Source organism: bacterium (assembly GCA_016124905.1).
In the GTDB taxonomy this organism is placed as follows: Bacteria; Pseudomonadota; Alphaproteobacteria; order Rickettsiales; family RI-342; genus RI-342.
Genome location: WGMV01000020.1, coordinates 1 through 26088, shown reverse-complemented (window position 1 = coordinate 26088; position 26088 = coordinate 1). Strand labels below are relative to the sequence as shown.

29 protein-coding genes and 1 pseudogene are annotated in these 26088 nt (G+C 59.0%); 19 read left to right on the top strand and 11 right to left on the bottom strand.

What is annotated here, in order from left to right:
• Window positions 1-3 precede the first annotated feature (3 nt).
• The 6 genes from leuD to GC177_05850 are packed head-to-tail and all read left to right on the top strand — an operon-like array spanning window position 4 to window position 4379.
• Complete coding sequence (gene leuD / locus GC177_05875; protein MBI1275481.1) at window positions 4-633, top strand: 3-isopropylmalate dehydratase small subunit; 630 nt, start codon at window positions 4-6, stop codon at window positions 631-633.
• Window positions 633-1781 carry a 3-isopropylmalate dehydrogenase gene (gene leuB, locus GC177_05870; protein ID MBI1275480.1) on the top strand — a complete coding sequence of 383 codons (1149 nt, stop codon included), beginning with the start codon at window positions 633-635 and terminating at the stop codon, window positions 1779-1781. Before leuD ends, leuB begins: the two co-directional genes overlap by 1 nt.
• Window positions 1782-1799: 18 nt before the next feature.
• Window positions 1800-2351: a hypothetical protein gene (locus GC177_05865; GenBank protein MBI1275479.1), complete on the top strand. Its 552-nt coding sequence runs from the start codon at window positions 1800-1802 to the stop codon at window positions 2349-2351.
• Window positions 2341-2817, top strand: a complete 477-nt coding sequence (locus GC177_05860; protein MBI1275478.1) for a hypothetical protein — start codon at window positions 2341-2343, stop codon at window positions 2815-2817. The genes GC177_05865 and GC177_05860 overlap by 11 nt, the downstream gene beginning before the upstream one ends.
• A 19-nt stretch (window positions 2818-2836) precedes the next feature.
• A complete protein-coding gene (locus GC177_05855; GenBank protein MBI1275477.1) occupies window positions 2837-3877 on the top strand; it encodes an aspartate-semialdehyde dehydrogenase in 1041 nt (346 codons plus the stop codon).
• A gap of 55 nt (window positions 3878-3932) precedes the next feature.
• Window positions 3933-4379: a hypothetical protein gene (locus GC177_05850; protein ID MBI1275476.1), complete on the top strand. Its 447-nt coding sequence runs from the start codon at window positions 3933-3935 to the stop codon at window positions 4377-4379.
• Here the strand turns inward: GC177_05850 and GC177_05845 are convergent.
• Entirely contained in the window at window positions 4376-4843 is a 468-nt protein-coding gene (locus GC177_05845) for a RidA family protein (GenBank protein ID MBI1275475.1), read from the bottom strand. The genes GC177_05850 and GC177_05845 overlap by 4 nt on opposite strands.
• Before the next feature lie 74 nt (window positions 4844-4917).
• Here GC177_05845 and GC177_05840 point away from each other — a divergent pair, with 74 nt between their 5' ends.
• The 3 genes from GC177_05840 (at window position 4918) to GC177_05830 (ending at window position 8084) form a co-directional block, all read left to right on the top strand.
• Window positions 4918-5271 (top strand): hypothetical protein, encoded by a 354-nt coding sequence (locus GC177_05840; GenBank protein ID MBI1275474.1) that lies wholly within the window; start codon window positions 4918-4920, stop codon window positions 5269-5271.
• Window positions 5272-5289: 18 nt separating this feature from the next.
• A complete protein-coding gene (locus GC177_05835; protein MBI1275473.1) occupies window positions 5290-6864 on the top strand; it encodes a hypothetical protein in 1575 nt (524 codons plus the stop codon).
• A 98-nt stretch (window positions 6865-6962) separates the two neighbouring features.
• Window positions 6963-8084: a hypothetical protein gene (locus GC177_05830; protein MBI1275472.1), complete on the top strand. Its 1122-nt coding sequence runs from the start codon at window positions 6963-6965 to the stop codon at window positions 8082-8084.
• 14 nt (window positions 8085-8098) lie between these two features.
• Here the strand turns inward: GC177_05830 and murB are convergent, their stop codons facing one another.
• The 5 genes from murB to GC177_05805 all read right to left on the bottom strand — a co-directional run bounded on the left by murB (window position 8099) and on the right by GC177_05805 (window position 13982).
• The gene (gene murB / locus GC177_05825; protein MBI1275471.1) at window positions 8099-8995 is read right to left on the bottom strand and encodes a UDP-N-acetylmuramate dehydrogenase; all 897 of its coding nucleotides are present in this window, start codon (window positions 8993-8995) and stop codon (window positions 8099-8101) included.
• 32 nt (window positions 8996-9027) lie between these two features.
• The gene (locus tag GC177_05820) at window positions 9028-9891 is read right to left on the bottom strand and encodes a hypothetical protein (GenBank protein MBI1275470.1); all 864 of its coding nucleotides are present in this window, start codon (window positions 9889-9891) and stop codon (window positions 9028-9030) included.
• A gap of 3 nt (window positions 9892-9894) precedes the next feature.
• Window positions 9895-11370 (bottom strand): UDP-N-acetylmuramate--L-alanine ligase, encoded by a 1476-nt coding sequence (locus GC177_05815; protein ID MBI1275469.1) that lies wholly within the window; start codon window positions 11368-11370, stop codon window positions 9895-9897.
• A 45-nt stretch (window positions 11371-11415) separates the two neighbouring features.
• Window positions 11416-12504 (bottom strand): undecaprenyldiphospho-muramoylpentapeptide beta-N-acetylglucosaminyltransferase, encoded by a 1089-nt coding sequence (gene murG, locus GC177_05810; GenBank protein MBI1275468.1) that lies wholly within the window; start codon window positions 12502-12504, stop codon window positions 11416-11418.
• A gap of 164 nt (window positions 12505-12668) precedes the next feature.
• Entirely contained in the window at window positions 12669-13982 is a 1314-nt protein-coding gene (locus GC177_05805; protein ID MBI1275467.1) for an adenylosuccinate lyase, read from the bottom strand.
• Window positions 13983-14228: 246 nt separating this feature from the next.
• On the opposite strand from GC177_05805, the gene GC177_05800 reads away from it, so the two are divergent.
• The 5 genes from GC177_05800 to GC177_05780 all read left to right on the top strand — a co-directional run bounded on the left by GC177_05800 (window position 14229) and on the right by GC177_05780 (window position 17166).
• Entirely contained in the window at window positions 14229-14576 is a 348-nt protein-coding gene (locus GC177_05800; protein ID MBI1275466.1) for a hypothetical protein, read from the top strand.
• Window positions 14577-14741: 165 nt separating this feature from the next.
• Window positions 14742-15128, top strand: coding sequence for an NADH:ubiquinone oxidoreductase subunit NDUFA12 (locus GC177_05795; protein MBI1275465.1), 387 nt, complete (start codon window positions 14742-14744; stop codon window positions 15126-15128).
• Window positions 15129-15132: 4 nt separating this feature from the next.
• Window positions 15133-15717: an outer membrane lipid asymmetry maintenance protein MlaD gene (gene mlaD, locus GC177_05790; GenBank protein MBI1275464.1), complete on the top strand. Its 585-nt coding sequence runs from the start codon at window positions 15133-15135 to the stop codon at window positions 15715-15717.
• 6 nt (window positions 15718-15723) lie between these two features.
• The gene (locus GC177_05785) at window positions 15724-16464 is read left to right on the top strand and encodes a DUF2155 domain-containing protein (GenBank protein MBI1275463.1); all 741 of its coding nucleotides are present in this window, start codon (window positions 15724-15726) and stop codon (window positions 16462-16464) included.
• On the top strand, window positions 16465-17166 hold the full coding sequence (locus tag GC177_05780) for a phosphatase PAP2 family protein (GenBank protein ID MBI1275462.1): 702 nt from the start codon (window positions 16465-16467) through the stop codon (window positions 17164-17166).
• A gap of 1154 nt (window positions 17167-18320) precedes the next feature.
• On the opposite strand, the pseudogene GC177_05775 reads toward GC177_05780, so the two are convergent.
• Window positions 18321-20030 (bottom strand): annotated as a pseudogene (locus GC177_05775) (TraM recognition domain-containing protein).
• 196 nt (window positions 20031-20226) lie between these two features.
• Here GC177_05775 and GC177_05770 point away from each other — a divergent pair.
• The 4 genes from GC177_05770 to GC177_05755 all read left to right on the top strand — a co-directional run bounded on the left by GC177_05770 (window position 20227) and on the right by GC177_05755 (window position 23036).
• A complete protein-coding gene (locus GC177_05770) occupies window positions 20227-20517 on the top strand; it encodes a hypothetical protein (protein MBI1275461.1) in 291 nt (96 codons plus the stop codon).
• A gap of 133 nt (window positions 20518-20650) precedes the next feature.
• On the top strand, window positions 20651-20884 hold the full coding sequence (locus tag GC177_05765) for a hypothetical protein (protein MBI1275460.1): 234 nt from the start codon (window positions 20651-20653) through the stop codon (window positions 20882-20884).
• Window positions 20885-20985: 101 nt separating this feature from the next.
• On the top strand, window positions 20986-21660 hold the full coding sequence (locus tag GC177_05760; protein ID MBI1275459.1) for a response regulator: 675 nt from the start codon (window positions 20986-20988) through the stop codon (window positions 21658-21660).
• Window positions 21661-21662: 2 nt separating this feature from the next.
• Window positions 21663-23036 carry a HAMP domain-containing protein gene (locus tag GC177_05755; GenBank protein ID MBI1275458.1) on the top strand — a complete coding sequence of 458 codons (1374 nt, stop codon included), beginning with the start codon at window positions 21663-21665 and terminating at the stop codon, window positions 23034-23036.
• Between the two features lie 12 nt (window positions 23037-23048).
• Here GC177_05755 and GC177_05750 read toward each other — a convergent pair whose 3' ends face one another.
• From GC177_05750 to GC177_05740, 3 genes are all read right to left on the bottom strand, one after another.
• Window positions 23049-23417, bottom strand: a complete 369-nt coding sequence (locus GC177_05750) for a hypothetical protein (protein ID MBI1275457.1) — start codon at window positions 23415-23417, stop codon at window positions 23049-23051.
• Window positions 23418-23534: 117 nt separating this feature from the next.
• The gene (gene virB11, locus GC177_05745; protein ID MBI1275456.1) at window positions 23535-24524 is read right to left on the bottom strand and encodes a P-type DNA transfer ATPase VirB11; all 990 of its coding nucleotides are present in this window, start codon (window positions 24522-24524) and stop codon (window positions 23535-23537) included.
• Window positions 24521-25393, bottom strand: a complete 873-nt coding sequence (locus tag GC177_05740) for a hypothetical protein (protein ID MBI1275455.1) — start codon at window positions 25391-25393, stop codon at window positions 24521-24523. The genes virB11 and GC177_05740 overlap by 4 nt, the downstream gene beginning before the upstream one ends.
• Between GC177_05740 and GC177_05735 the strand changes: the two genes are divergently transcribed.
• Complete coding sequence (locus GC177_05735) at window positions 25392-25595, top strand: hypothetical protein (protein ID MBI1275454.1); 204 nt, start codon at window positions 25392-25394, stop codon at window positions 25593-25595. The two genes, GC177_05740 and GC177_05735, sit on opposite strands and share 2 nt — an antisense overlap.
• Before the next feature lie 163 nt (window positions 25596-25758).
• On the opposite strand, the gene GC177_05730 is transcribed toward GC177_05735, so the two are convergent.
• Window positions 25759-26088 (bottom strand): hypothetical protein (locus GC177_05730; GenBank protein ID MBI1275453.1); only part of this gene is annotated, 330 nt, incomplete at its 5' end.

Here is a 26088-nt window from a genome sequence, read left to right as displayed (position 1 = left end):
CCCATGAAAGCCTTCACCACCCTGACGGCGATTGCCGCACCGCTGCCCTTGATGAATGTCGATACCGACATGATCATCCCCAAGCAGTTCCTTACCACCATTGAGCGCACAGGCCTTGGCAAGGGGCTGTTCTATGAAATGCGCTATGCGGTGGATGGCACGCGCATTGATGATTTTGTGCTGCACCAAAAGCCTTACGACAAGGCGCAGATTCTGGTGGCGGGTGCGAATTTCGGCTGCGGTTCCAGCCGCGAGCATGCGCCCTGGGCGTTGAATGATTTCGGCATTCGCAGCGTGATTGCGCCGAGCTTTGCCGATATCTTTTTCAATAATTGCTTCAAGAACGGCATGCTGCCGATCGTGCTGCCGGAGGGCCAGGTGAACCAGCTGATGAGCGCCGCCAAAGCGGGCAAGCAGGTCACGGTGGATCTGCCCTCGCAGACGGTCAGCGCCGAAGGTGTCGGCCCCTTCGGGTTCGAGGTGGATGCGTTCCGCAAACATTGCCTGCTGAACGGGCTGGATGATATCGGCCTGACGCTGGAACATGCGGGCGATATCGATGCGTTCGAAGCGAAGCAAAAAACATCGCAGCCCTGGCTGTATAACGAATCCACGACTTTAGGAGCGGCCTGATGGCTTTCAAACTGCTTTATCTCCCGGGTGACGGCATCGGCCCTGAAGTGGCCGCGCAGGTGGAGCTGATTGTGCGTTACCTGACGGACAAGGGCATCATGGCGTTTGAGACGGATTCCGCCCTGATCGGCGGTGCCGCCTATGATGCGACCGGCAACCCGCTGCCGCCGGAAACGCTGACCAAGGCCAAAGCGGCGGATGCGATTTTGCTCGGCGCTGTGGGTGGTCCGAAGTGGGAGCCGCTGGCCTATGCGGTGCGCCCTGAGCGTGGGTTGCTTGGTATTCGTAAGGAGCTCGGGTTGTTCGCCAACCTGCGTCCCGCCATCTGCTTCGCGCCGCTGGTGGATGCATCCAGCCTCAAGCCGGAACTGGTGGCCGGGCTCGACATCATGATCGTGCGTGAGCTGACGGGCGATATTTATTTCGGCGAGCCGCGTGGGGTGGAAGCGCTGGCCGATGGCAGCCGCCGTGGCGTGAACACGATGGTGTATACGACCGAAGAGATTCGCCGTATCGGTCGTGTGGCGTTCGACCTGGCAGCCAAGCGCAATGGGCGTGTGTGCTCGGTGGATAAGGCCAACGTGCTGGAGACGACCGAGCTGTGGCGCGAGGAGATGGAATGGGTGAAGGCGAAAGAATATGCCAGCATCCAGCTTAGCCATATGTATGTGGACAATGCGGCGATGCAGCTGGTGCGCAACCCCAAGCAGTTCGACGTGATGGTGACGGGCAATATCTTCGGCGACATCCTTTCGGATGCGGCGGCGATGCTGACCGGCTCGCTCGGCATGTTGCCGTCGGCCTCACTCGGCGCGGCAGACAGCAAAGGCAAGCGCCCGGCGCTGTATGAGCCGGTGCATGGCAGCGCGCCGGATATCGCGGGTCAGGGCAAGGCCAACCCGCTGGCAACCATCCTGAGTTTCGCCATGCTGCTGCGCTATTCAGCCGACCGGGGCGAACTGGCCGATGCGCTGGAGCTTGCCGTGAATCAAACCCTCGAAGCGGGCATCCGCACCGGAGACATCGCCAAGCCCAATGAAAAAGTGGGGGGCGAGAAGGTTGTCGGAACCGCCGAGATGGGCAAAGCCGTGCTGGAACGTTTCGCCGCGCTGGTTGAAAAAGCGCAGGGCAAGCGGGGTGCGGCTTAACCAAGTGCGGGGAGGCATATGGGAAAGCTGGTAACGGACGATTACATCAACCAACTGGTGTTTGGGACCCTGGCGCATGGGAGGCTCTATCCCTGCGCGGAAGATGCCGACCTGACCATGGCCATCGCCCTGGGAAAAGCCGTGACGGAGGCGGTTAGAACCAAACCGCATCATGGACGTCATTTGGGGCGGCTCTTTAAAAATACCGTCTATGACGAATATTTCTGGATGGAAGCCATTGAGCAGGCCAAACCCAATCTCTATTTTTTGCCGCATAAGGATGATGAGCCTGATTTCATGCTGAAGGTGCTGGGCGAAAAAGACGTTCTGATTGAAGATGGCATTGTGGTTGAAGATGAAGAGACCCATGCATTGGCACTTGCGCCTGCCGTGCTTGAGATTGTGCAGCGGAATATGAAATACATGGGCTTTTCAGAAGCATCTTATGACCTTGATGTGCGTACCACGACCTATGACGGCTCTACCTGTGAGCCTGATTTCGGTGTGTATCTTCTGGTTGCCGGGGAAGGGCTTCGCAAGACGTTTTTAGGTGAGAGCCATGGTAAATAGGGTGCGTTTCACCCAACAGCAGCTGGCCGACGTGCTTCAGGGAAACACTCCCTTCGGCGTGCTTTACCAAACCCCGATAATGGGACGGCATTATTACAGAAACGGCAGGGAATCCGCCGATGTGATAACGCTCCGTCCGCTGGATAACGGCCCGGTGGCCTATGAAGGGCTGCTGGACGGCGCCGACGAGGTGCTGGTGTTCCTTGGCGCCTACGAGCAGCTCCAGGCATACGGGCTGCTGATCGCCGAGCCTTACAGGCAGCCGAGACTGGAAACGGACTGCCAGGACGCCATTTTATCCATGATTGCGAAAAACGATGATTTTTCCTGCTATTGCGGTATAGAGGCCTTTGACGTGGATGTCGGCACTTCCGAAAAGATGAGTTGCTATACCCTGGCGTTGCGTGGCAACGGCCTGATTGAGCAACTCGCCAAATATAACGAAGTACCGGTTCGGGTTTTATAATGAAATGAACGAGAGTGTTATGGGTTACAAAGTAGCGGTAGTCGGGGCGACGGGCAATGTGGGCCGTGCCATGCTGGATGTGTTGCATGAGCGGGATTTCCCTGTGTCGGAGGTGGTGGCGCTGGCCTCCGCCAAGTCCGAAGGCAAGGAAGTGAGCTTCGGCGACCATCAGCGGCTGAAGGTGAAGGACCTCGCCAAGTATGATTTCCGCGGAACCGATATCGCGCTGTTTTCTCCGGGGTCCAGCGTCTCCAAGGAATTTGCGCCGAAGGCGGCGGAGGCCGGTTGCGTGGTGATCGACAACACTTCTTATTTCCGCATGGAAAAAGATATTCCGCTGGTGGTGCCGGAAGTGAATGCCGATGCGTTGAAGGATTTCCGCAAGCGCAATATCATCGCCAACCCGAATTGCTCGACCATCCAGATGGTGGTGGCGCTGGCGCCGCTGCACAAGGCGGCGACCATTAAGCGCGTGGTGGTGGCAACCTACCAGTCCGTTTCCGGTGCGGGCAAGGAAGGGCTGGACGAGCTGTATGACCAGACCAAGGCGATTTACATGAACGAGCGCAAACCGCCGAAGAAATTCGCCAAGGCGATCGCCTTCAACGTGATTCCGCAGATCGATGCTTTCATGGATGATGGCAGCACCAAGGAAGAATGGAAGATGGTGGTGGAGACGAAAAAGATCCTTGATCCCAAAATCGAAGTGGCGGCCACCTGCGTGCGCGTACCGGTGTTTGTGGGCCATAGCGAGGCGGTGAATGTGGAGTTCGAATACCCGCTTTCCGCCGAGGATGCGCGCGACCTGCTGATGGATGCCGATGGTGTGACGGTGACGAATTTCGACGAGCGCGAGATGTTCGTTACTCCCGCCGAGATCTCCGGCGAGGACGGGGTGTTCGTCTCCCGCCTGCGGGAGGACCCAAGCGTGAAGCACGGGCTTTCCATGTGGGTGGTGGCAGATAACGTGCGCAAGGGCGCGGCGACCAACGCGGTGCAGATCGCCGAGACGCTGATTGAGCAATACGGTTTGAAACCGCAGGCGAAACAGGCGGCATAAACGCTTGATATGGCTGATCTATAGGGGTATCTTCCTGTAAAACAGGGAGATGGATATGGATTATACCGACAAGACGTTTGACGAGTTGCAGGCTTATTTTGAAGGCATCTGGCGGCGGCATTACCTGCTGCTGGACGATGTGGACCGCGAGCGGTTCAAAAAACCTGCAGAGCAAGCATTCCTAAGAGCATGTGCGCATGTGGAGGAGCGGTCTTCGCTTGTTGACGATGTGATTTACACTTCGCAGCTGGAAACATTGCGGTTGTTGCGCGAGGAGTTGCATACACGGTTTCAGGATGAGGATAACGCGGAGGTCGCCGAAGAGCTGCTGCACCAGCTGATCTGGTCCAGTTTACGGCCGAGCATTGTTCTAGCGGGTTCTGCGCTCGGGGCGTTTATGGCCGAGCAACGCGGCGGCAGCATTCCCGAAGATACGCAAAACATTATGATTCAGGCCTGCATTCAGGTGCTGAATGATACCAGGGCGAACCAGGTCGCCTAGGCTTTTACGGCAAACAGGCCTTCCACCTCAACCAGGGCGCCGAGCGGCAGTTCGGTGACGCAGATGGTGGAGCGGGCGTGTTTGCCGATGTCGCCAAGTACTTCGGCAATGAGGTTGGAGGCGCCGTTGGCCACCAGGTGGGCTTTCTCGAAACCGGCGGGGGCGCTGACGAAGATGCCGAGGCGCAGGCAGCGGTCGAGTTTGGCCCATTCGCCGCCGAGGGCGGCTTTCAACTGTGCCAGCACGCCGATGGCGCAGTAGCGGGCGGCTTGTTGCGCCTGTTCGATATCCTCATCGCCTTTCACCTTGCCGGTGAAAGCCAGCTGGCCGTCTTTCATAGGCAATTGGCCGGAGATGATGACCTGCCCGCCATGCACCACATAAGGCACATAATTGGCCGCAGGCGGGGTGGGGATGGGGAGCGTGATGCCCATTTTGGCAAGGGTGCTATCGATGGCGTGCATGGCAATGGACCTTCATTTCATATTTCCGTAAGCTTGCTGTGCTATATTTGCATGAAATAAGCAAGGTGTGAACCATGGATGCAGCGCTTCAAGCCATGTTAGCCGGTCAAGGCGCCGGGGGTGGCAATCACCGGATGTTCGGCATGTTCCCCGATATCGAATCCACCGGGCTGGAATCGGTCTTCAATCTCGGCCAGCTCAGTTTTGAGGAATTTCTCAAGAAACTCATGCCCATGCTGCAGCAGGCGCTGGTGTTTAACTTTCCCGGCGGCATGCTCTGGCAAAAAATCTTTCAGGAAATTGTCAAAATGTTGTCACAGCAGGTTGATACGACGGCCTACGGCATCAGCGTGGGCGAGGTGGGCAATAAGGTTGTCGCTTCCGCCGCGCGGGCAGCCGGCGCCGGTGGCAGTGGCCACGAACTATAAAAAATCGGACTACAAGAGATGATCGATACCCATTTGTTGAAAGGTTCGCTTGTACATGAGCGAAACCAGGCCGCGTTGGAAGCGTTGGGGGCGGCAAACCCAAAACGTATAGCCCTGATGGACATGGACCTGACGGTGACCACCGAGGCCGTGATCGATAAATCCTACGTAGCGCTTGGACTGGTTGCCGGTGGCGAGAATTATTACGACCTGGATGCCCGAAAAGAAAAAACACTTAATGCCGCCGAGCATACCAGACTGAATGAACTGGTAGATCACCTCAGGCAGCTGGCAGACAAAGTGGACGAATCCACCGAAACACCGCAGAGCAAAAAGGACCTTTTTGCCGAAATGGTGAATGAGCGTGGCACCCATGCTCCCGAGCGCTATACCGAAAATAATTACCTGTTGTATCTGGCCTTGCTGCAATGCGCGCAAAAAGACCCTTCCCGTAGCGAATATTACTGGCGCAGCGTGATGGACCGCATCACGCATCGCGTGCCTGAAGCCTACCGTTATGAGCCGTTCGCTCCCCTGATTGAGGAAGAACCGACGCTGAATGCGTTGCGCCCTTTGGCCAATGGCACCATGCCCCTGATGTCCGACACGGTGCTGGAAGCGATGGGTCGCCTTGCTGCCCGCATGTTCCATATCGACAAAGGCAGGGAAGATCACGCGCAGGGTATTCTGTTCCCGCTGGCGGCTTATGTGCTGGAGCATCTGGATGACGAGGAGGTCGCTCCCGTGTTCATCACCGCCACGCTTGTGCCTTTTGCTCAGGGCTTTACGAGCCAGATTTACACCTATCTCGGTAAAGAGCCGCCATTTGTCATCGGCACCGGATGTGTATTCAACGATGCAGGCGGTGTGGCGCAAATGGAGCCCATGGATAAACTGCACAAGCTTGATGCGCTGGAAGCCGTTCGTGATATTCTTCCTGAGGTGAGTGTGGCTTATGCCGGTGGTGATAAAATGCTCATCCGCAAAGCCAGTAGCGCCGATATTGTTCTTAAAGGTGATAGTCCCACCATATTGCGCATCATGCATGCCACAGGTGGTAAATTCCGTTTTTCACGTGATGATCTTCCGACTGTTGAGGATTTACGTGCAGCAGTGAAGGGTTTAAAAAAAGGCGATCTTGCACCAGAGGTCATAAGTGAGGCCCAGGGCATGAGAACTGTGCTGCGCCCTGTTCAAAACGGTTTAAAATATACAGTGCAGGTGCCGAGCGATGTGTTCGCCGCCTATGCCGATGCTGATCAGCTGGTCGATGCATTCCAGTCTCCCGAAGCGCATCGTTTAAATAACGGCCATGTGCAGGATTGGGAGCGGGTGGCGGCGGATCTGATGCTGAAGGCTGTGAAGCTGGAAGCGCAGCAGGCCCAGGTTGACAGTTGCATCAACCTTATCCAGCAGACACTGGATGCCCTGCAAGAGCGTGAACTGACCCAAACCACCGTGGATGACCAACTGGTGCTCGGCACGCTTGCGGAAGCCCTGCACACCAAGGCATTTCGCGATAATCCAAGCGGATTGGAGGCCAGGCTGCTGGAATCCATCCAATCCGGCGGGCCTTTTGCGGTAATATCCTGACATACATAGGTTATTTCATCAGCCATTGCCCCAAGGAGCCAATGACGGTATGCATGGGCCCGTTGCTGCGATAGAGCAGTTGAAGTAACGGGGTTTTCATGGTTCGCTGGCTTTTTGCTCTGCTGATGCTGCTTGCGGCAGGCCATGTGCATGACGCACAGGCGCTGGACCTGCGTGAGGATTGCGTGGCCTCATTGCTGATCACCGACACGGATTCCGTGCATGCGCCGCTGGAAGACAAGACCATCGACACCAGCACCTGCAATGATAAGCCCAAACCCCAGCAGGATGAGGATGGCAGCACCTGGAACCTGATTCATGCCGGGGAGGGGCAGGATGCGGCCTGGCGGCTGATCGGCCATGCGCTGGGGCACGAGCTCTGGTTCATCCGTAGCCGCGAAGTGCCGGACCCAAGCTATAACCAGGACCTGTATGTGATGCGCCGCAGCGGCAAAATGCTGACGCGCGTGATGGCGGTGATGGGTGGCGCCAACTGTCAGGGTGGCATCAGCAAAGTGGATGCGCAGGCCGACAAGGGTACGGTGACGCTGGAGCGTTCGGTTAATGCCGTGGCGCTGCTGGTGCTGCTTTATGGAGAAGAAGCCAGCGGCTTGCAGCTGGATGCGTTCGATGACGGCTTGACCGCCTGCCTGGCGGATGTGACGCAGACGGTCAATATTACCGACAAGACGACCGATATTTCCCGCATGGTGCTGCGCGCCCAGCTGCCGCTGCGCGACGGTGTGCAGGCGGATAGCTGCCTGGGCAGCGCGCTGCGCGAAGTGGCAGGCGAGGATAATGTGATTTCCGGCGATGAACTGGACCGTTTACGCGCCAAGCTGGATGGCAGCTGTATTGCGCAATCGGGCATCCGCACGGCTGGGCGCTATGCGCGCGGCTGTAATGGAGATGCCGCCTGCACGCAGGATAAGGATTACACGGAAGTGTCCTTCCTGAAAGTGGAACGCAAGCCGGAGCCCGGCCAGTACCATTTCTCGCTTTACGCGGCGGCTGGCAAAGTGAATGGCGCACAGGACGTAGGGCAGCTGCAGGGCGACATGACGCTCGCGGCAGCGATTGGAAGCTTTCAGCAGGATAGCTGTAAACTGGGGTTTGCGTTTCAGCCCAAGGGCGTGAATATCACGCAGGATGGCAGCCCTGCGGATTGCAAGGCCCCCGCCGGTGTGAAATATGCCGGGTTCTACGGACGGGACGATTAATCCAGCCGTTTATCTTACGGCGTGCCGATGCGTTTGATTTCCCATTCCAGCCATAAGCCGAATTTCTCATACACGCGTTTGCGCACTTCCTCGCCAAGTTCTTCAAGATCCTTAGCTGTGGCGTTGCCGGTGTTGATCATGAAGTTGCAGTGTTTTTCGGAAATCTGCGCACCGCCCCGCTTCAGGCCGCGACAGCCTGCCTCGTCCACCAGTTGCCAGGCTTTTTTGCCGAGCGAGGCGGCCGCGTCAGGATTTTTGAACGTGGAGCCGCCCGTTTTTTCACGGATAGGCTGGGTGGTTTCGCGCTGGGTGACGATCTCGTTAAGTCGTGTGCGCAACGTATCGGGGGCTTCATGGCACGCCAGGAACTCCGCCTGGGTGATGATGGCGCCTTCCGGCAGGCCGCCGAAGCGGTAGCGCATGGGCAGTTCGTCGCGGTTGAACCAGCGCAGGGTGCCGTCCGGCAGGGCGAGTTCGGCGCGCAGCAGACAGTCCTTGATTTCGCGACCATAGGCGCCGCCGTTCATGGCCACCATGCCGCCCACGGTGCCGGGAATGCCGATCATGAATTCCAGCCCGCCCGCACCCTGATCGGCGGCGCTCAGCGCCACGTTGCGGCCAAGCACGGCGGCACCCGCCGTCACCAGAAAGCCCGCCGGATGCGGCACGATGTTGAGGTGATTGAAGGCGCGGCCCAGGCGTATGGTAATGCCCGGCAAGCCGCCGTCGCGGATGATGAGGTTGGAGCCGACGCCCAATACGGTGAGCGGCATGTCGGCAGGTTTTTGCGCCAGCAACGCGGCGAGGCTGCTAGCGTCATCCGGCTTGAAGAGCCATTCCGCCGGGCCGCCGACCTGAAACCAGTTGCTTTGTTTGAGCGGCGCATTGGCGCGCCAGCTTCCATGCACCATGTCGGCATTGGCGAATGAGGGAGCTGGTGAGCTCATGCATGCACCGCCTGGCTGGGCACACCTTCCAGCAGGTTGCGCAATTGCTGGATGAAGATCTCCTCCGATTCGCTGAACACACCGTCGGAGGCCACCAGCGCCTTGGTGGTCTCGATCAGGAAATGTGCTTCCTGCGCGCTCATGGGCAGCAAGGCTGCCATGCTGTGTTTGAAGGCGGGCACGGTGACATAGGCATTGTCGGCATAGCGTGTGAAGGCGAACAGATCGCGGCTGTTCTTGCCAAGGCCTTTTTGAATAAGCGAACGTATGACCTTGCGCTCGCTTTCGAACAGGAAGCCGTCATCCATCGAAAGGTAAAGCAGCACATGCAGCATGTTGAGCAGGCGCTGGTATTTCTCCGCCGCCAGCGGGCGCAGATGGTCGATGAATTCGGGGATGGTGTGCACCGGCGTGCCGGTGAACTGGGCAATGCGTGTGGAAAGCGTTAGCCCCAGCTTGGCCGTCCAGGCGGAAAGGCCGCTCAGGCTGAGCTGCATGGAAGGATTGGTGAAGCGCTGCGGCGGAATGCCGTCGTAAATCTCCGCCACAAACGCACTGGAAAATACCACCGGCGTGCCGTCGAGCGACTGTTCCACCAGAAACCAGAATTCATTGTCCGACACCTGGCGTACCTCGCGCAGGAAGACGGTGCAGGTGTCGTTGAACGGGTCTTTGGAGGTAAGCATGCGCATCTGCATGCGGTAGCTGATGTCGCTCACCAGCAGGCCTGCCTGCATGTAGGTGTGCGGGTCGATGGCGGGTACGCCGAAATCCGCCAGCGTCTTATGCATCGCACTCGCATAAGGGTTTTGCGGGCGGAAGGATTCGGCAAACTGGTCGACCTGCGACTGATGGCTCATGCGTTAAACCTTTTGAGCATCCGTTTGATTGAGCAGCGCTTCCATCTGCTGCGGCAGGGCATGCGCCCAGGCGCTGATGCTGCCTGCGCCGAGGCAGATGACATAGTCGCCCGGTTTGGCCATGCCCAGTATCTCGCCTGCCAGGTCGTCGGGGCTTTGCAGCTCGCGCACATCCTTGTGGCCGTTCTGGCGGATGGCCTGTGCCAGCGAGGTGCGGTTGATGCCTTCGATCGGCTGTTCGCCGGCGGTGTAGATGTCGGTGATCCAGACGGCATCGGCATCATGCAGGCATGAAGCGAACTGCGGCAGTAAATCGCGCACGCGGGTGAAGCGGTGCGGCTGCACCACAGCCAGCACACGGCCCGTGGTGCCGGATGTCGGGCTGCCGGAGACGGCCTGCCGGGCTGCCTTCAGCGTGGCGGCGATCTCCACCGGGTGGTGGCCGTAATCGTCGATTACCGTGATGCCGTTCACCGCGCCGGTTTTGGTGAAGCGGCGTTTCACGCCCTGGAAGCCCGCGAGGCCTTCTTTCATTTTGGCATCGCTGATGCCGAGGTTCATAGCCACACCCATGGCCGCCAGCGAGTTCAGCACGTTGTGTTCGCCACGAATCTGGATGCGCACGCCTTCGATGGTGCGGGCGGTGAGGCCCATGCGGTCGGAAATCACGACATCGAAGGTCGTGCCGTCGGCATCCGGCTGCACGTTGACGGCGCGCACATCGGCCTGCGGGCTGAAGCCGTAGGTGATGACGCGGCGGTCATGCACACGGGCTTTGAGGGCCTGCACTTCCGGATGGTCGATGCAGATGACCGCGAAACCGTAGAAGGGCAGGTTCATGATGAGCTGGGTGAAAGCCTGACGCACGGCGTCGAAACTGCCCCAATGGTCGAGATGTTCGGGGTCGATGTTGGTGACGACCGCGACGGAAGCGGGGATTTTGATGAAAGTGCCGTCGGACTCATCGGCTTCCACCACCATCCATTCACCCTTGCCGAGGTAAGCATTGGTGCCGATGGCGTTGAGGATGCCGCCGTTGAGCACGGTGGGGTCCATCCCGCCGGTGGCGAGCAGGGCGGAGACAAGTGAGGTGGTGGTGGTTTTGCCATGCGTGCCGGAGATGGCGATGGTCATTTTCAGGCGGGTGAGCTCGGCCAACATCTCCGAACGGCGCAGCACGGGGATGCCTGCCTCGCGTGCGGCAGTAATTTCCGGGTTTTCCCAATCGACAGCGGTGGATTTCACCACGACGGAGGCGTTGGCGATGTTTTCCGGCTTATGGCCGACCATCACTTCCACACCCATGGCGCGCAGGCGCTGCACGTTGGCGCTTTCCGCCACGTCCGATCCTTGAACATGGTAGCCCATGTTGTGCAGAATTTCGGCGATGCCGCTCATGCCGATGCCGCCGATGCCGACGAGGTGAATGATGCCCACATCCAGCGGTAGCGTGCGGCCGATATTGAAAGATTTTTTCATGGCTATCCTGTTTATAAAAATCGGAAGCAGGATAGGGCGCAGGCGCTACTTCTGCAAGCACTCCATGGCCAGTGCGGCAAGGTTTCTGGCGGCATCCGGCGTGGCAAGCCTTCGTGCCTTTTCCGCCATGCCCGCCAGCATGCCGGGCTGGTGTATGGCGGCGCGAATCCAGCCGCCGAGCTTGGCGGGGCTGACCTTCTCCTCCTCCAGCAGGGTCGCGGCGTGGCCTTCCGCAAGGGCCTTGGCGTTGGCGTGCTGGTGGTTATCCGCCGCATAGGGGTAGGGCACCAGCAGGCTCGGGCGGCCTGCGAGCAGGAGTTCAAAGATGGTGGAAGCGCCGGAACGGGCGATGACGGCATGCGACCAGGCAAGGCGGGCGGGCATGTCGTTGAAGAAGGGCGCTATTTCGGCTTCTACGCCCAGTTCGGCATAGGTGGCTTTCAGTTGCTCCACATCCTCGGCCTTAGCCTGCTGCACAAGGCGGAGTTTTTTGCGATCATTCTCATCGAGCGTATTGATGGCTTCCGGCAGAATGCGGCCGAAGACTTTCGCGCCCAGACTGCCGCCGACTACCAGTAAATTCAATGTGCCGCCCGGTGGGGTGTAGGTGAGTTTCTGCAATTCGCCGATGGCGCCGCGGATGGGATTGCCGGTTACCACGGTTTTGGCTTCCGCCGGAACCTGCGCGGTGTTGGGAAAAGACAGCGCCAGCAGCTTCGCCATATTCGCCATGCTGCGGTTGGCCTTGCCAAGCACGGCATTCTGTTCATGCAGGATGATGGGAATGTTCAGCGCCCGTGCGGCAACCAGTGTGGGAAAAGACGGATAACCGCCAAACCCAACCACCGCAAAGGGCTTATGCCGCTTCAGCAGTTTCGCCGCCTGCACCGTACCCGCCGAAAGCTTGATGATGGCCGTCAGCTTTTTGATGATATTGCCGCTCGGGCTGCTGGCGGCAATCACCTCCATGCCCATTTTGCCGTCCAGATTGGCAAATGCGGGCTTCAGGGAAAGGCTGCGCTTATCGGTAATCAGCAATGGCTGCACGCCCTGATCCAGCAAGGCTTCCGCTACTGCCACCGCCGGAAAGACGTGGCCACCCGTTCCACCTGCCGCCAATACGCAAACCGCCATATGTACTCCTTTAGTGACGTGGGGCTTTGCCCCACACCCCACCAAGGGTCTGGACCCTTGGATCCCGGTATTTCTTTAGAACCCCATCGAAGAGGGGTTCTAAAGAAATATGGGGTGCAGGGGCCTTGGCCCCTGACAGGGTGCGGGACAGCGTCCCGCGTTACTTAAGCCGCACGTTTGCGGTTGGCGGGTATGGCGCGGGAGAGGATGTGGTCCACTTCGCCGGCGATGGTTTTGGCGTCTACCAGCGTGTCGATTTTGGCGGGTGGGAGGACTTTGGTGATTTCGGGGTCGGCTTTGATGAGGGTGACGAAATCGCCGCCTTTTTCCCACACCTGCATGGCGTTTTTCTGTACCAGGCGGTAGGCATCCTCGCGGGTGACGCCGGCTTGCGTCAGGGCCAGCATGATGCGCTGGGAGTGGTAGATGCCACTGAGCTTGTCCATGTTCTTGCGCATGTTCTTGGGGTAGACGACCAGGTTTTTGATCAGGCCGACGGCGCGGTTGAGGGCGAAATCCAGCGCGATGGTGGCATCCGGCGCGGCGACGCGCTCGACGGAGGAGTGGGAGATGTCGCGCTCGTGCCAGAGGGCCACGTTTTCCATGGCGGGCATGCAGTAGGCGCGGATGAGGCGGGCAAGGCCGGTGATGTTTTCGGATAGCACGGGGTTGCGCTTGTGCGGCATGGCGGAGCTGCCCTTCTGGCCTTTGCTGAAGAACTCCTCGGCTTCCAGCACTTCGGTGCGCTGCAGGTGGCGCACTTCCACGGCGAGGTTTTCGATGGAGGAGGCGATGACGGCGAGTGTGGCGAAATACATGGCATGGCGATCGCGCGGGATGACCTGGGTGGCGATGGTTTCCGGCACCAGGCCCATTTTTTTGGCCACGTGGGCTTCCACCGACGGCGGCAGGTGAGCATAGGTGCCGACGGCGCCGGAGATTTTGCAGGTGGCGATTTCCTCGCGCGCAAGTTCCAGCCGTTTGCGGTTGCGGGCGAATTCGGCATAGAAGCGGGCCATTTTCAGGCCGAAGGTCACCGGCTCGGCATGGATGCCGTGGCTGCGGCCTATGGTAAGGGTGTATTTATGTTCCTCCGCACGGGCGGCGAGGGCTTCGAGCAGGTTGTCGATATCCTTCAAAAGAAGGTCGGTCGCCTGCACCAGCTGCACGGCCAGGCAGGTGTCCAGCACGTCGGAGCTGGTCATGCCCTGGTGAACGAAGCGGGCATCGGGGCCGACATATTCGGCCAGGTTGGTGAGGAAGGCGATGACATCGTGCTTGGTTTCCTGCTCGATCTCGTCGATGCGGGCGATGTTGAAGGCGCCTTTTTCCCAGATGGTTTTGGCGGCGCTTTTCGGGATCATCCCGATTTCCGCCATCGCATCGCAGGCATTGGCCTCAATCTCAAACCAGATGCGGAATTTGTTTTCCGGCTCCCATATCTTGGTCATTTCGGGGCGGGAATAGCGGGGAATCATGGCGTTTCTCACAAAAAATCTACCTGCCTGCTCTAGCAGAGAGTGGGGCTTTCGCAAGTGTAAATGCGGTTTTTATGGAGGTGTGGATAAAATTTTGCTTTGTTAACCAATGCCTTGGCAGAAAAGTTACTTTTGGTCACTTTTTTTCGTTTAAATGTTAACGCTGTTAACCTTTGGTCAATCCGTTTGTGGTTTAATCCCACCATTGGATGACTAACTGATCCTGAGAAAATTAGGGAGCTATACATGACCGCCAACCCGTTTAACGACGAACGTGCCCTGAACCTGGCTTTTCAGGAGCAATGGCGTGAGGAAAAAGAAGACAATACCGAAAAACGCACGCTGGAAGATACGTTCAAGGATGCGGCGCTGATGTTCTCCGCCCTTATCGAACATGCCAAAGCCGGGCTTTTGAAGGCAAAAGATGCGGTGAAGCAGCCGTTCAGCGTGGTGGCGGATGCCTATTTCACCACGGTGGCCATCATGGACCAGATCAAAACGCACGGTCTGGTGAGCACGGTGGAATCCATCGTGAGTCAATTATCCTCGCAGGAGGCTGGGCGGGCCACGGCTTACGCGCGCGCCGTAAAATAATATTTCGATATTTCTGTTTGAGAACCGCGCTCCGGCGCGGTTTTTTATTGCCCCGCCGCCGCGAATAGGGATGACGGACAAAAGGCGGTGGAAAAGGTTGCGACAAGCGCCAGGATTGTTATGATGCGCGCTGCTTTTGCTAAATATAGTGGCAGGGACGCTACCATGAACCCGATCGGGACGCTGCTTTACACCGCCTTGTTTGGACAAACCGTCGGGCAGGATGAATTCGGCAACCGCTATTTTCAGGAACGCAAGGTCGTTCAAGGCCGCCGCCGCAAACGCTGGGTTGTGTATAAGGGGCTGCCCGAGGCCTCCAAGGTTCCCGCGCGCTGGCACCGCTGGCTGCATTACACCACGGACAAGACGCCGAAAGACAACAACCCAACCTATGTGTGGGAAAAACCGCATCTGCCCAACCTGACCGGAACCCAGCACGCCTATGTGCCGGAAGGGCATATCCATAAAGGCGGGCGCCGTTACCGGGTTTCCGCCGATTACGAAGCATGGGTGCCTGGGCAGTCCGCTTCCAACAGTTCATCAGGAGTTTGAGTTCATGTCGCGTACGATCGTTGAAACACTGGTTGGGGCCGCCGTGCTCGTGGTTGCCGCGGGGTTTGCCAGTTATGCCTTCAACTCAACACACATGAACACTCGCGGGTCTTACCCGATTTCCGCCACGTTCGACAATATCGACGGCATCTCTATCGGCAGTGATGTGCGCATCGGCGGGGTGAAGGTCGGCGTGGTGAACGAGGTAAAGCTGGATGAGCAAAGCTACCGCGCCCAGTTGTTTCTGGCGATGAAAGACGATGTCAAGGTGCCGGATGATTCCACCGCCGCGATTGTGAGCGAAGGGTTGCTCGGTGGTAAATATGTGGCGCTGAACCCCGGCGGGTCGGAAGAAATGCTCGACAAGGGCGGGCATATTTCCTTCACGCAGTCTTCCATGAATCTGGAAAGCCTGATCGGTCAGTTCATCTTTGGCGATAAGGACAAGGATGATGACGGTAAAAAATCCAAGAAGGCTGCCGCTGGGGGGCCTTCCGCCCTGCCGCAGAGCAGCAACCATGCCGGGGAAGCTCCCGCTGCCGCCGCTGCCGCCGCATCCGGCCCCGGTGATGTGGATCTCGGCCTGTAAAACATCATGCGCTCGCCACACCAGGCATGGCTGGGAGCATTCCTGCTGATTCTGCTGGCGGGCACCTTTGTTTCGTCATCCCATGCGCAATGGCTGGTGCCCCCCGGTGCCAAGCAGGAGGCTCCTCCTCCTCCGCCCACTGTTGAGGGAGGTGCTGTTGGTGCCGAAGCTGCGAATCCGGCCACGATTCCCCCACCGCCACCGCCACCGCCCCTGCCGGGGGAAGAAGCGCCCGCAGCGGATGCCGTGATTCCGCTTCAGGAGGCCGCACCTACCATCACCACCGACCCGCAAACGGGTGAAAAGGGCTTTGATTCCGGCGAAACGGTGGAGGATTACGAACCGGGCGAGGAATATAGCCAGCCGAAAGGAGCCAAAACCGCGCCCGATGGCAACCAGAATGACGAAGCGCCGGTGCCGATGACGGTGAATGCGGTGAAACTGCGGGCACTCAATAAGATCACAGCAAAATCGGAAGAAATCGAAGCGGCGATCGGCACGCCAATCATGTTCGGCAGGCTTGAGATTGTGGCGCGCAACTGTTGGCAGGCTCCCAACACGCAGCGGCCTGAAAATGCCGCGTTGCTGCAGCTGTGGGAGGAAAAACCCGGCGAAGAAGGCAAAATTGAGGTGTTCAATGGCTGGATGTTTTCTTCCAGCCCCTCGCTTTCGGCCATGGAGCATCCCGTTTACGACATCACCGTGATTGAATGCCTCAAGAAGCCGATGGGCGCCGGGGGCATGTAGATGCCAGCCAGGGCTGCGTATATCTGGATTCCACTTGCCATGATGATGGCCATGGCGGTGCTCTTTATGGCGTGGCCGGAGCTGGACCTTATTGTCGCCCGTGATTTTTATCATCCGGAAATCCGCTTTCAGGCCGGGCGTGACATGTGGCTGTTCAAAGGGCTTTACCTTGGTGTGCCCTGGATTACCAAATGTGTGATCGTCATCAGCCTTGGTATTTTGCTGATGGGCTGGCTGAAACCCCGCATCGACCGTCTGCCGCACTGGCCCACGCTGGTTGGAAAGCAGGTGATTTACGTGTTGCTGGCCCTGGCGCTTGGGCCTGGGCTGGTGGTGAATGCCGCGCTCAAGGACCACTGGGGCAGGGCTCGCCCAAGCCAGCTGGTGGAATTTGGTGGCGACAAGAGGTTTTCACCCGCCTGGCATTTCTCCGACCAATGCGAGCAGAATTGCTCCTTCACCTCCGGCCATGCGGCCATTGGCTTTTTTCCTCTGGCCATGGCCTGGCTGTTCAAAGGCAGGCGGCGGATGCAGATTCTGACGGGCGGGGTTGCTTTTGGTCTTCTGGTCGGGCTGGCGCGTATGGCGCAAGGGGGGCATTTTCTGAGTGACGTGGTTTTTTCCGGCTGGATCATTTATTTCACCAGCCTGTTTGCCTATTGGCTGGTGTTCACACGGTTTAAACCGGTAGTGCACGACTAAGTAGAAGCGGATTCGTCGCCACTCTTTTTCTCAGAAGCTTGTGCGGGAAGGCTGCCAAACGGATTGGCGGCGAAGGGATTGGCCGGAGCATTGGCCCCGCCATTGCCGTTTGTGCTTTTAGGAATAAAGGGGGAGGCCGGTTCGGGTAATTTGGCCGCAGGTTTGGGGGGCATGCTGCCAAAGGGATTGGCGGCAAAGGGATTGGCCGGGCCTGGCGCCGGTACAGCAGGCGCGGGGGCTGAAGAATTTTCCGCCGGTGCAGGCATGGCGGGCGCAGCCGGGGCGGATGCCGCCGCAAAGGGATTGGCTGGTTGCGGTGCCGCGGAGAAGGGATTTGCGCCTGCCGCAGGGGCGCTGGGCGGTGCCGGAGCAATGGCTTCGGGCGTTGCCATGGCTGGCGCGGCCGGTGCGGGTGCGGCTGCAAAAGGATTGGCCGATTGAGGTGCTGCGGCGGCTGTAACGGGTGCCGGTGCCGTGGCTTCGGCCGTGGGTATGACGGGGGCAACAGACGCTGGCGCGGATGGGAAAGGATTGCCTCCGGCGGCAGGGCTTGCTGTGGGCGTGCCAAAGGGAGCGCCTGCTTCCGGCGTTTTGATGACGGGAGCCGCAGGGCTGAAGGCATCGCCGGGTTTGGCGCCTTTGACGGGCGGCAGCGGAGGGCCGAATTTTTCCGGTGTTTGCGGCGCATCCGCTTTGGCGCCTGGCTTGGGCTGCAAAGGCAGGTCGAACGGGTTGACAGGTTTGGGCTTGCCTTTGTCGTCCAGCGCGCCTTTGGCAATGTTGCCGGGTTTGGTCGGTGGAAGTTCGAACGGATTGCCCGTCGGAGCCTGTGGTTTGGGCGTGGGCAGGGTGAAGTCTTCGTCTGTTTTGGCAGTGGGTTTGGCCGTGACAGGGGCGCCGGGTTTGGCAGCGCCCGGGGCGGGAGGCGCCTCGAAGGGGTTGGGTTTGGGGCCGCCAGCCGGTGCGGCTGCCGCGCCGGGCTTGCCGGGGCCGGGCAGGGGGGGCAGATCGAACGGGTTCTTCTTCTCGCCACCACCAGCGGGTGCGGGCGGGGGCGGAGTGTCTTTCTGGGCCGGCTCAGCCGCGGGGCCTGCGCCCTTACCTTTGCTGTCCTTCTTGTCTTCAGGCTTACCGGCCTTTTCGTCTTTTTTGCGGGGGTCGTAGGGTTCCTGCTCGGGCACGGAGGTTTTTTCCAGCAGGCGTTTGGTGAAGAAGGGGTCCTCAAAATATTTGATCTTTTTGCATTTAATGGGCGGCTGGGATTCGATGAGGATGATCTGCTCATCACGCGGAAGCTGAATGACCTCCTGCGGCAGCAGCAGGGCGCGCTGCGTCTCGGAGACGTGCATGGTACGCGCGGCGGGGTTGAGGTCCAGGAATTTGGGCATGTTGTGCGATTCCTGGCGCACGGTCTTGTTGCCCACCAATTGCGAGATGAGGTTGGCGGTGTCCACGTTGTTGGCGGCGAAGGTGATACGATACGTGGCGTTGGAGAGGAAGGAGTTCATCCCCGGTTCCTCGTAAATCCCTTTAAGCTGTTGCGTATCCTGCACGATGAGGAAGAGGCGCATGCGGTAACCGCGGAAATAGGCGATACCGGCCTCGAACTGGGGCATTTTCCCGAGCGTTGGGAACTCGTCCATCAGGAAGAGCACGCCGAAGGGTTCATCGGGTTTCGGCATGTGGCGGGTCAGGATGTCGGTGCCCTGCTGATAGAATACCTGCAGCAGCGGTTGCAGGCGCTGCAAGTTGTCCGGCGTCACGCCGCAATAGACGGTGATTTTCTTTTTCTTCCAGAGCCCGATGTTGAAATCGGACGTGGCTGTGGCGGTATCGATCAGCGGGTTGGCCCAGAGTTCGAGGCCGGAGTTGAGCGTGGAGGTCACGCCCGAGCGTTCCTTGTCGGCCTTCTGCAAAAAGGCGGCAATGTTCATGTAGCCCACGGGGTGAAGCTTCTTGCCGAGCGTATCCAGCACCACGGCGAGGTTGTAGCTCACGTCGTCGCTGCGCATGGTGCGGACGACTTCGCCGAAGGAGCAGGGTTTTTCCGGCACGGCGAGCAGGTAGAGCACCACGCCCACGAAAATGGCACGGGCTTCGTTCTGCCAGAATTCCTGCTCGGGCAGAATGAGATTGGCGATCTTCATCACGTCATCGACCATCTGGCCAGGTTTGGGGCTGATCCAGTCCATGGGGTTATAACAATGCGTGATCCCGTTGGGGTCGGCCGGGTTCCAGACATAGACATCCTGGCCTTGTTTGGCGCGCCAGCCGCTGCAGAGTTCGTAGTTTTCCAGCTTGATGTCGTGCACGACCACGCTCTGGTCCCAGAAAAGCAGGTTGGGGATGGCGAAGCCCACCCCTTTACCGGAGCCGGTAGGCGCAAACAGCAGGATGTGCTGGAAGCCGTCGGCGATGTAGTAATCGCCTTTCTTATATTGCCCCATCAGCACGCCCTGCTTGGCGAAGAGCCCGGCTTTTTCCACTTCTTTTTTGGAGGCCCAGTGGGCATCCCCGTGGATGGATTCCTTGGGTTTGAAAGGACGAAAATCCAGCAGCGGCGCGCGCATGCCGAACAGTGTGCCGAGGCTGACAATGACGGCGCCGCCTTCGGGGCCGATCATTTTCATCGCGTAAGCGTTACCCAGGGCTTCCTTGTATTGCCACCAATATTGGAACAGTGCCTGGTAATATTTCAACAGGATGTCGGGGTTCATGCTTAAATGAAGAATGTATTCCGCCCCGTAGATCGACACTACGCTGGCAATCAGGGCAATGTACATCGGCCCTGCCAGAATCACGGCCAAAACCGTGCCTAAAAACAGGCGGTTATAAAACTGCGAGCGATCGCTCAGCCCACTCATGCGAATCCCTTCACCATTTGCCTAAACTAGGCGCAAGCCCTGCTTATGGCAAGGGTAGCATAGGGGAGAATTGCTTATGTTTTGGTAAAGTTTTCGGCCGGGTGAAAATAGCCCCGCCAGGGCCGTGTAACAAAAGCATCATTTGTCCCGGAACCGCAGTTTGGCTATATTCTTCACATTAGGGAGCATTCCGTTTATGGCCACCACGCGTCAGGCAGACCAGAGTTTGATCGATACCGGTTCGGTAGAGGCCACTCATGCCGGGGATTTTCTGGAGCAGTTCAGCCAGGAATTCGGCAACTGGATGAAGGACCTGGAGCAACGCCTGGCCGATTTGCGCGAGGAATTTCCCATTCTGGACAAGCTTTTTCCTCAGGACGGCCCCAGCCAGCCCGGCGATCTCACCCCGGCTGCGCCCAATAGCATGACCTACAGCCCCGCTCCGGAAGAAGAAATCGACCCCCGGGACGACTGGTCCATCAGTTAAGCCGCTTCGCAATCTTACAAACTTGTAATGCTGTTTCCACAGCCATGACAGCATCGTTATGGCATAAGTTGCCTATGTTGTTGAGCAACATCCGCCCGCTTTGGCGCGCGGCTAACATAACAGGAGATGTATCATGAAACGTACCGTATCCGCTCTGGCCGCCGTGGCTTTCGCTTTGTCCGCCGGCGCTGCTTTTGCCAATGATGCCAAGCAGGCCGAACTGAAAGACGGCACCAAAATCGAAATCGTCGGCGAGGCCGTTTCCGTGATCCAGGCCGATGGCAGCAAAAAGCCTGCCCCGGATGGCACGCATACGCTGAAAGACGGCACAACCGTGACCGTTAAAGGCGGCAAAGTCGTTAAGTAAGTGAAACCTTCAAGCAATTGACGGTTTGACCAAAAACGAGAGGGTGCTTAGATTCTAGGCACCCTTTTTGTTTGGGGAATTTCTTAGGGCTGGAGAGTTGCGTGCGCGTATTGCTGGTGGAAGACGATGCCGATACGGCGCAGTTCATTACCAAGGGGCTGGGCCAGCATAATCACGTGGTGGATGTGGCCAATGACGGCAGCCATGGACTGTTCATGGCGCTGGAGCACCCCTATGACATGCTGATCGTCGACCGGATGGTGCCCAAGCTGGACGGGCTTTCCATCATCAAAACGCTGCGCGAATCCGGTAACCAGACGCCGGTGCTGGTGCTGAGCGCATTGCACCAGGTTGAGGAGCGGGTGAAGGGACTTTCCACCGGGGCGGATGATTACCTGGTGAAGCCGTTCGCATTCTCCGAACTGCTGGCGCGGATGGATGCGCTGACGCGCCGCAGCCGCACCACGGTGACGGAGACGGTGTTGAAAATCGGCCCTTTGGAAATGGATTTCCGCACGCGCAAGGTTTCGCGCGGCGGCAAGGATGTGCCGCTGCAGAACCGGGAATTCCGCCTGCTGGAATTTTTGATGCGCCATGCCGGGCAGGTGGTGACGCGCACCATGCTGCTGGAGAATGTGTGGGACGTGCATTTTGACCCCCAGACCAATGTGATCGATGTGCATATCAGCCGCCTGCGTCAGAAGCTGGATGAAGGCCATGACGGCGAAAGCCTGATCCATACCGTGCGCGGCGTAGGCTACAGGCTCAAAGTCTAGCGATGCAAAAGCTCGCCAGTCTTTTCCGGTCGGCCGCCTTTCCGTTCATGATCGCCTATGTGTTGTTTTACGGCATGAGCGCGGCCGGGCTGCTCTGGTTCGTGCGGTCCGCCACGTTGCAGGAAATGGAACGACAGATCCGGCTTTCCATCGAAATCCGCATGGCGGATGTGGGGCGGACCTTTGTGCTGGACGGCACGCGCGATACGATCGAGAGCATTCAACACCTGCTGGCCCGCAACGTGGACCGCGATACCTATATCCTGCTGCTGGACAAGAACTGGAACGTGGTGGCGGGAAACCTCGACGGATGGCCGCTGATGGATGCCAAACCATCGGGGCTTCATGTTTTTTACCTGAACCCCAATTTGCCTGAAGATAGCCCGCGTATCCTTGCCATTCATACCGAGCTGCCGCGCGGATACAGGCTGCTGGTGGGGCAGAGCCTGGAGCCGCTGGACCGCGTGGCGCATACGTTCCGAGGCGTGCTGGTGGTATCGCTTTGGGTGTGCGCGGCGTTCGGCGTGATGGGCGGAGCGCTGTTCGCCTTCTGGATTTTCCGGCGGCTGGAGCGCATCAACCAAACCTGTGCCAGCATCATGGCCGGGGACCTGCGGCGGCGTGTGCCTGTACACGGGCGGCATGGCGATGAGTTCGACCGGCTGGGCAGCCATTTCAACCAGATGCTCGACCGTATTCATGAGCTGATCGACAGCATCCGCGACATGTCGCGCAGCGTCGCGCACGATCTTCGTACGCCGCTCAACCGGTTGCGCAACCGGCTGGAGCGTCTGCTCGACAAGAACCTGCCTGCCGACGTGACCAAGCACCTGCGCATGGCCATCAAGGAGGTGGATGCGCTGGTGGATACGTTCAATGCCATTTTACGCATTTCCCAGGCGGAGACGGGGGCCGCAAAGGAGATGTTCACCCTGTTCGATCTGCGCAGCGGAATGATGGATGCGCTGGAGCTTTACGAGGCGCTGGCCGAAACGAAGGACCAGACCATTCGCATCGATGTGCCGGACAAGCCGGTCTATTATCTGGGCGATCAGCCGCTTTTAACGCAGGCTTTCGCCAACCTGCTGGACAATGCCATCAAATATTCGCCGAGGGAGACCGTCATCCATGTGTCGCTGCTGCGGCAGGATGACCGCGTGATTCTGCGTGTGGCGGATAAGGGCAAGGGCGTGCCGGAGGCTTATTACACCAAGCTGACGCAGAAATTCTTCCGGCTTGACCCAAGCCGTAACACCCCGGGCAACGGCCTGGGCCTCAGCCTGGCGCGGGCGGCGGTGGAACTGCATGGGGGGATGCTGGAATTCAGCGATAACCAGCCGGGCTTGATCGTGGATATGGTGCTGCCCCTGTCCTGAGGCGTGCAATCCTTACTGATTGCGCTGCGAGCCGTAGCTCTTTTGAATCACCTGGTTCTTCCAGCTTTGGTATTGCTGGGCCTGGTTCTGGTAATTCACGCTTGGGGTGGTGGTGCCGACCGTACCGTAAAGCTGGTTTTGCACCTGACGGCTGCCGCTTTGCAGGCGGTTCATGTAGCTGTTGGCGGAGTTGGCCGTGGTGTTGATGCGGCTGTTGTAATTGTAATTGGGGCGGTACAGGCTGTTGCTCGTCTGGCGGACGCTGTTGGCCATGTTGCTCACATACTGACGGGCGCGGTAGGCATTGTTATAGCCGTTGGCTTGTGCCGTTACAGGGGCAACCAGAAGGACCGTCAATGCCAGGGCTGTGAGCGTGCGCATGAGCATACCTTTCGCTGGAAATTTTTTAGACCCATGGGCAGGCGGGGGCAAGTGACAGTTTTGTGAACCATGCGGAAAATGCCGGGAAAACCGCTGTAATGCGGTGAAAACAGCGGGTTATTTCGTGCGTTCCTGGAAATGGATTTCCGATACGTAACGCATGCCTTTCTGGCCGCGCTTCAGCTGTACCACCACGTCGACAATGCTGCGCACATATTGCTCGATCTGGTCGCGGCTGATGCCGAGACCTGCCTGCAGCACCATCAGGATGAGCTGTTCGAAGGCCAGCGCGGGAGAATCCGCGTGCAGGGTGGCGATGGAACCGGGGTGGCCGGTGTTGACGGCGCGCAGGTAGCTGAAGGCTTCCGCGCCGCGCAATTCGCCGACGATGATACGGTCGGGGCGCAGGCGCAGGCAGGCCTCGATCAGGTGCTGGATGCTGACATTGGCGCGGCCCTGGCCGCCCTTGGAGGCGATGAGGTGGACGCGGTTGGGGATGTGGCTTAGCATGATCTCGCGCGCATCTTCGCAGGTGATGATGCGTTCCTCGCCCGGTATCTCCTTGAGCGCGGCGTTCATGAAGGTGGTTTTACCGGTGGAGGTACCGCCGCTGATGATGACGTTCTTGCGGGCCCTGACGGCCGTTTTGATGAAGCTCTTGATCTCGCCCGTGTTCAGCAGGCGGCGCAGTTCGGCATCAATCGGGTTGGCCTCCTGCTTGACGGCGGTGCTTTGGAAGGCGCCGATGGCCTCGTACTGGTCGAGGTCGAAATTCAGGATGGTCTGTTTGCGGATGGACATGGCCACCGTGCCCGGTTCGCATACCGGCGGGAAGACCACCTGGATACGGAAGCCGGAGGGCAGGTTGGCCGAAAGCAGCGGGGTTTCCTCGCTCACAAACTGTTCGGTGGACTGGGCCACAAGGCGGCCAAGGGCGCGAAGATGCTCGAAATCGAATGCCGGCACCTGCTCGCAGCGCATCTCGCCGTATTTTTCGATCCAGATCTCCTGCGGGTGGTTGATGGAGATCTCGTTGACGCCGTCTTCGTTGAAATAGGCGTAAAGCGGCGCGAGATACGTCTCAAGTGCGGTGATGTTGACGCTCATCGGACGAACTGCACTTGCTGGGTGACGGCGTTGGGGAATTGCAGGTCGCGGTTGACGAAGACCTTGATGCGCGTGCCTTGATCGATGGTGATGGTGGGACGCACATCGATATATTGCTTGATGACATCGCGCGCGGCGCCGCCGAGCGTGGTGACCAGCTCGGTGCTGGCGATGGCGGTGGGGCTGGCGGTGTCTTCCGTCGAGCCATCGGTGAAGGTGCGGCGGGAGGTGTTGTTGCCGCTGCTGCCGTTGTTATTTCCAATATCCATGGCCTGAACCGCGGCGGCCACGCCCAGCGTGATGGAGCTGGTGAGGATGGCGCTGGAGAATATCTCGAGGAATTTATTGTCCACCATGCCTTTCACGCCCGCGCGGCCAAGCGCATCCGTGCCCTCGGAGCCGATCATGATATCGACGCCATCGGGGCGGATGACGCGGGTCCAGACAATGAAGACGCGGTCCTGACCGCGCAGGATGCCGGTATTGTAGGTGCCGATGAGGCGAGAGCCCTTGGGAATCAATATATCGGTGCCGCCTTCGGCATAGATGTCGTGGCTGACAACGGCGCGCAGGCTGCCGGGAAGGTCGGTCGAGATGGCGGTTTCCAGCACGCAGTCGATCATTTTGCCCTGGGCGATAACCTGGCCGACGGGGCCGATATGGGTGGCGATGGAGCGTTCGGCCTCGGAATTGGTGATGGTGCGCAGGGCGAAGGCGCTGTTGGGATCATTGATCTGGTCGAGGCTGTTGGCCTGGGGCTGCTGGGGTTTGTTGGAATTGCTGCCGAATAATTTACCCATGCCGCCTTTGTAAATTACGGATTCCGACTGCATGCGCGCCATCATGGCCTCTTTGTTGGGGCCTTCCATGGTCAGGTCGTCTTTGCTGTTGGCCGGCACCAGAGGGGATTTATCCTCGGGCACAGGGGCCGGCGGCGGGGGAGGCGGCGGCGGTGGCGGCGGGGGAGGCGGCGGTGCTTCGTCCGCGGCGGGCTTGGTGATGCGGATGGGCTTGTTGTCGGTCTTCTTCAGGTCGTCCTTGTCATCGCTGAAGATATTGATGAGCACATAGCCCATCAGGCCCAGCAGCACGGCGATGACCACGGCGATTTTTTTAGGGGATGTGGCAACGGCAGGTATGCCGGAATCCAGTTTTTCCTCTTCGGCATCCGGTGGGTCGCCACCGAAATCGGGGAATTCGGGCTCATCGAATTTCTTGTTGCCCTGGGGGTCGATTACCATGCGCCGCCTCTTCCGCCCTGCATGGGGCTGCCCTGCATGGGGGCCACGCCGCCGTTAAAGACGCACACTACCTTGCCGCCGGAGCGGATGGAGAAGCGGGAGCCCACATAAGGCACCGTCAGCATGTTGCCCTGCATCATGGTTTGCGCGGGGGTTTCCCTGCCGGTTGCCTGGTCTACCATGTTGATGGTGGGGTGCATATCGGGCGAGGCGAACTGGAAATAAGTGGTGCGGCCATCGTCGTAGATTTTAACCGGGGCAATCTCGCCCGGGCCGGAGATGGTGTAATTGTAGTTGGGTGCTCGGGGAGATTCGATGGCGGC

Bases quoted from the DNA above. Each gene is read 5' to 3' on its own strand.
- leuD (MBI1275481.1), top strand. From the start codon at position 4: ATGAAAGCCTTCACCACCCTGACGGCGATTGCCGCACCGCTGCCCTTG.
- leuB (MBI1275480.1), top strand. From the start codon at position 633: ATGGCTTTCAAACTGCTTTATCTCCCGGGTGACGGCATCGGCCCTGAA.
- GC177_05865 (MBI1275479.1), top strand. From the start codon at position 1,800: ATGGGAAAGCTGGTAACGGACGATTACATCAACCAACTGGTGTTTGGG.
- GC177_05860 (MBI1275478.1), top strand. From the start codon at position 2,341: ATGGTAAATAGGGTGCGTTTCACCCAACAGCAGCTGGCCGACGTGCTT.
- GC177_05855 (MBI1275477.1), top strand. From the start codon at position 2,837: ATGGGTTACAAAGTAGCGGTAGTCGGGGCGACGGGCAATGTGGGCCGT.
- GC177_05850 (MBI1275476.1), top strand. From the start codon at position 3,933: ATGGATTATACCGACAAGACGTTTGACGAGTTGCAGGCTTATTTTGAA.
- GC177_05845 (MBI1275475.1), bottom strand. From the start codon at position 4,843: ATGCACGCCATCGATAGCACCCTTGCCAAAATGGGCATCACGCTCCCC.
- GC177_05840 (MBI1275474.1), top strand. From the start codon at position 4,918: ATGGATGCAGCGCTTCAAGCCATGTTAGCCGGTCAAGGCGCCGGGGGT.
- GC177_05835 (MBI1275473.1), top strand. From the start codon at position 5,290: ATGATCGATACCCATTTGTTGAAAGGTTCGCTTGTACATGAGCGAAAC.
- GC177_05830 (MBI1275472.1), top strand. From the start codon at position 6,963: ATGGTTCGCTGGCTTTTTGCTCTGCTGATGCTGCTTGCGGCAGGCCAT.
- murB (MBI1275471.1), bottom strand. From the start codon at position 8,995: ATGGTGCATGGAAGCTGGCGCGCCAATGCGCCGCTCAAACAAAGCAAC.
- GC177_05820 (MBI1275470.1), bottom strand. From the start codon at position 9,891: ATGAGCCATCAGTCGCAGGTCGACCAGTTTGCCGAATCCTTCCGCCCG.
- GC177_05815 (MBI1275469.1), bottom strand. From the start codon at position 11,370: ATGAAAAAATCTTTCAATATCGGCCGCACGCTACCGCTGGATGTGGGC.
- murG (MBI1275468.1), bottom strand. From the start codon at position 12,504: ATGGCGGTTTGCGTATTGGCGGCAGGTGGAACGGGTGGCCACGTCTTT.
- GC177_05805 (MBI1275467.1), bottom strand. From the start codon at position 13,982: ATGATTCCCCGCTATTCCCGCCCCGAAATGACCAAGATATGGGAGCCG.
- GC177_05800 (MBI1275466.1), top strand. From the start codon at position 14,229: ATGACCGCCAACCCGTTTAACGACGAACGTGCCCTGAACCTGGCTTTT.
- GC177_05795 (MBI1275465.1), top strand. From the start codon at position 14,742: ATGAACCCGATCGGGACGCTGCTTTACACCGCCTTGTTTGGACAAACC.
- mlaD (MBI1275464.1), top strand. From the start codon at position 15,133: ATGTCGCGTACGATCGTTGAAACACTGGTTGGGGCCGCCGTGCTCGTG.
- GC177_05785 (MBI1275463.1), top strand. From the start codon at position 15,724: ATGCGCTCGCCACACCAGGCATGGCTGGGAGCATTCCTGCTGATTCTG.
- GC177_05780 (MBI1275462.1), top strand. From the start codon at position 16,465: ATGCCAGCCAGGGCTGCGTATATCTGGATTCCACTTGCCATGATGATG.
- GC177_05770 (MBI1275461.1), top strand. From the start codon at position 20,227: ATGGCCACCACGCGTCAGGCAGACCAGAGTTTGATCGATACCGGTTCG.
- GC177_05765 (MBI1275460.1), top strand. From the start codon at position 20,651: ATGAAACGTACCGTATCCGCTCTGGCCGCCGTGGCTTTCGCTTTGTCC.
- GC177_05755 (MBI1275458.1), top strand. From the start codon at position 21,663: ATGCAAAAGCTCGCCAGTCTTTTCCGGTCGGCCGCCTTTCCGTTCATG.
- GC177_05750 (MBI1275457.1), bottom strand. From the start codon at position 23,417: ATGCGCACGCTCACAGCCCTGGCATTGACGGTCCTTCTGGTTGCCCCT.
- virB11 (MBI1275456.1), bottom strand. From the start codon at position 24,524: ATGAGCGTCAACATCACCGCACTTGAGACGTATCTCGCGCCGCTTTAC.
- GC177_05735 (MBI1275454.1), top strand. From the start codon at position 25,392: ATGGTCAGGTCGTCTTTGCTGTTGGCCGGCACCAGAGGGGATTTATCC.
- GC177_05740 (MBI1275455.1), bottom strand. From the start codon at position 25,393: ATGGAAGGCCCCAACAAAGAGGCCATGATGGCGCGCATGCAGTCGGAA.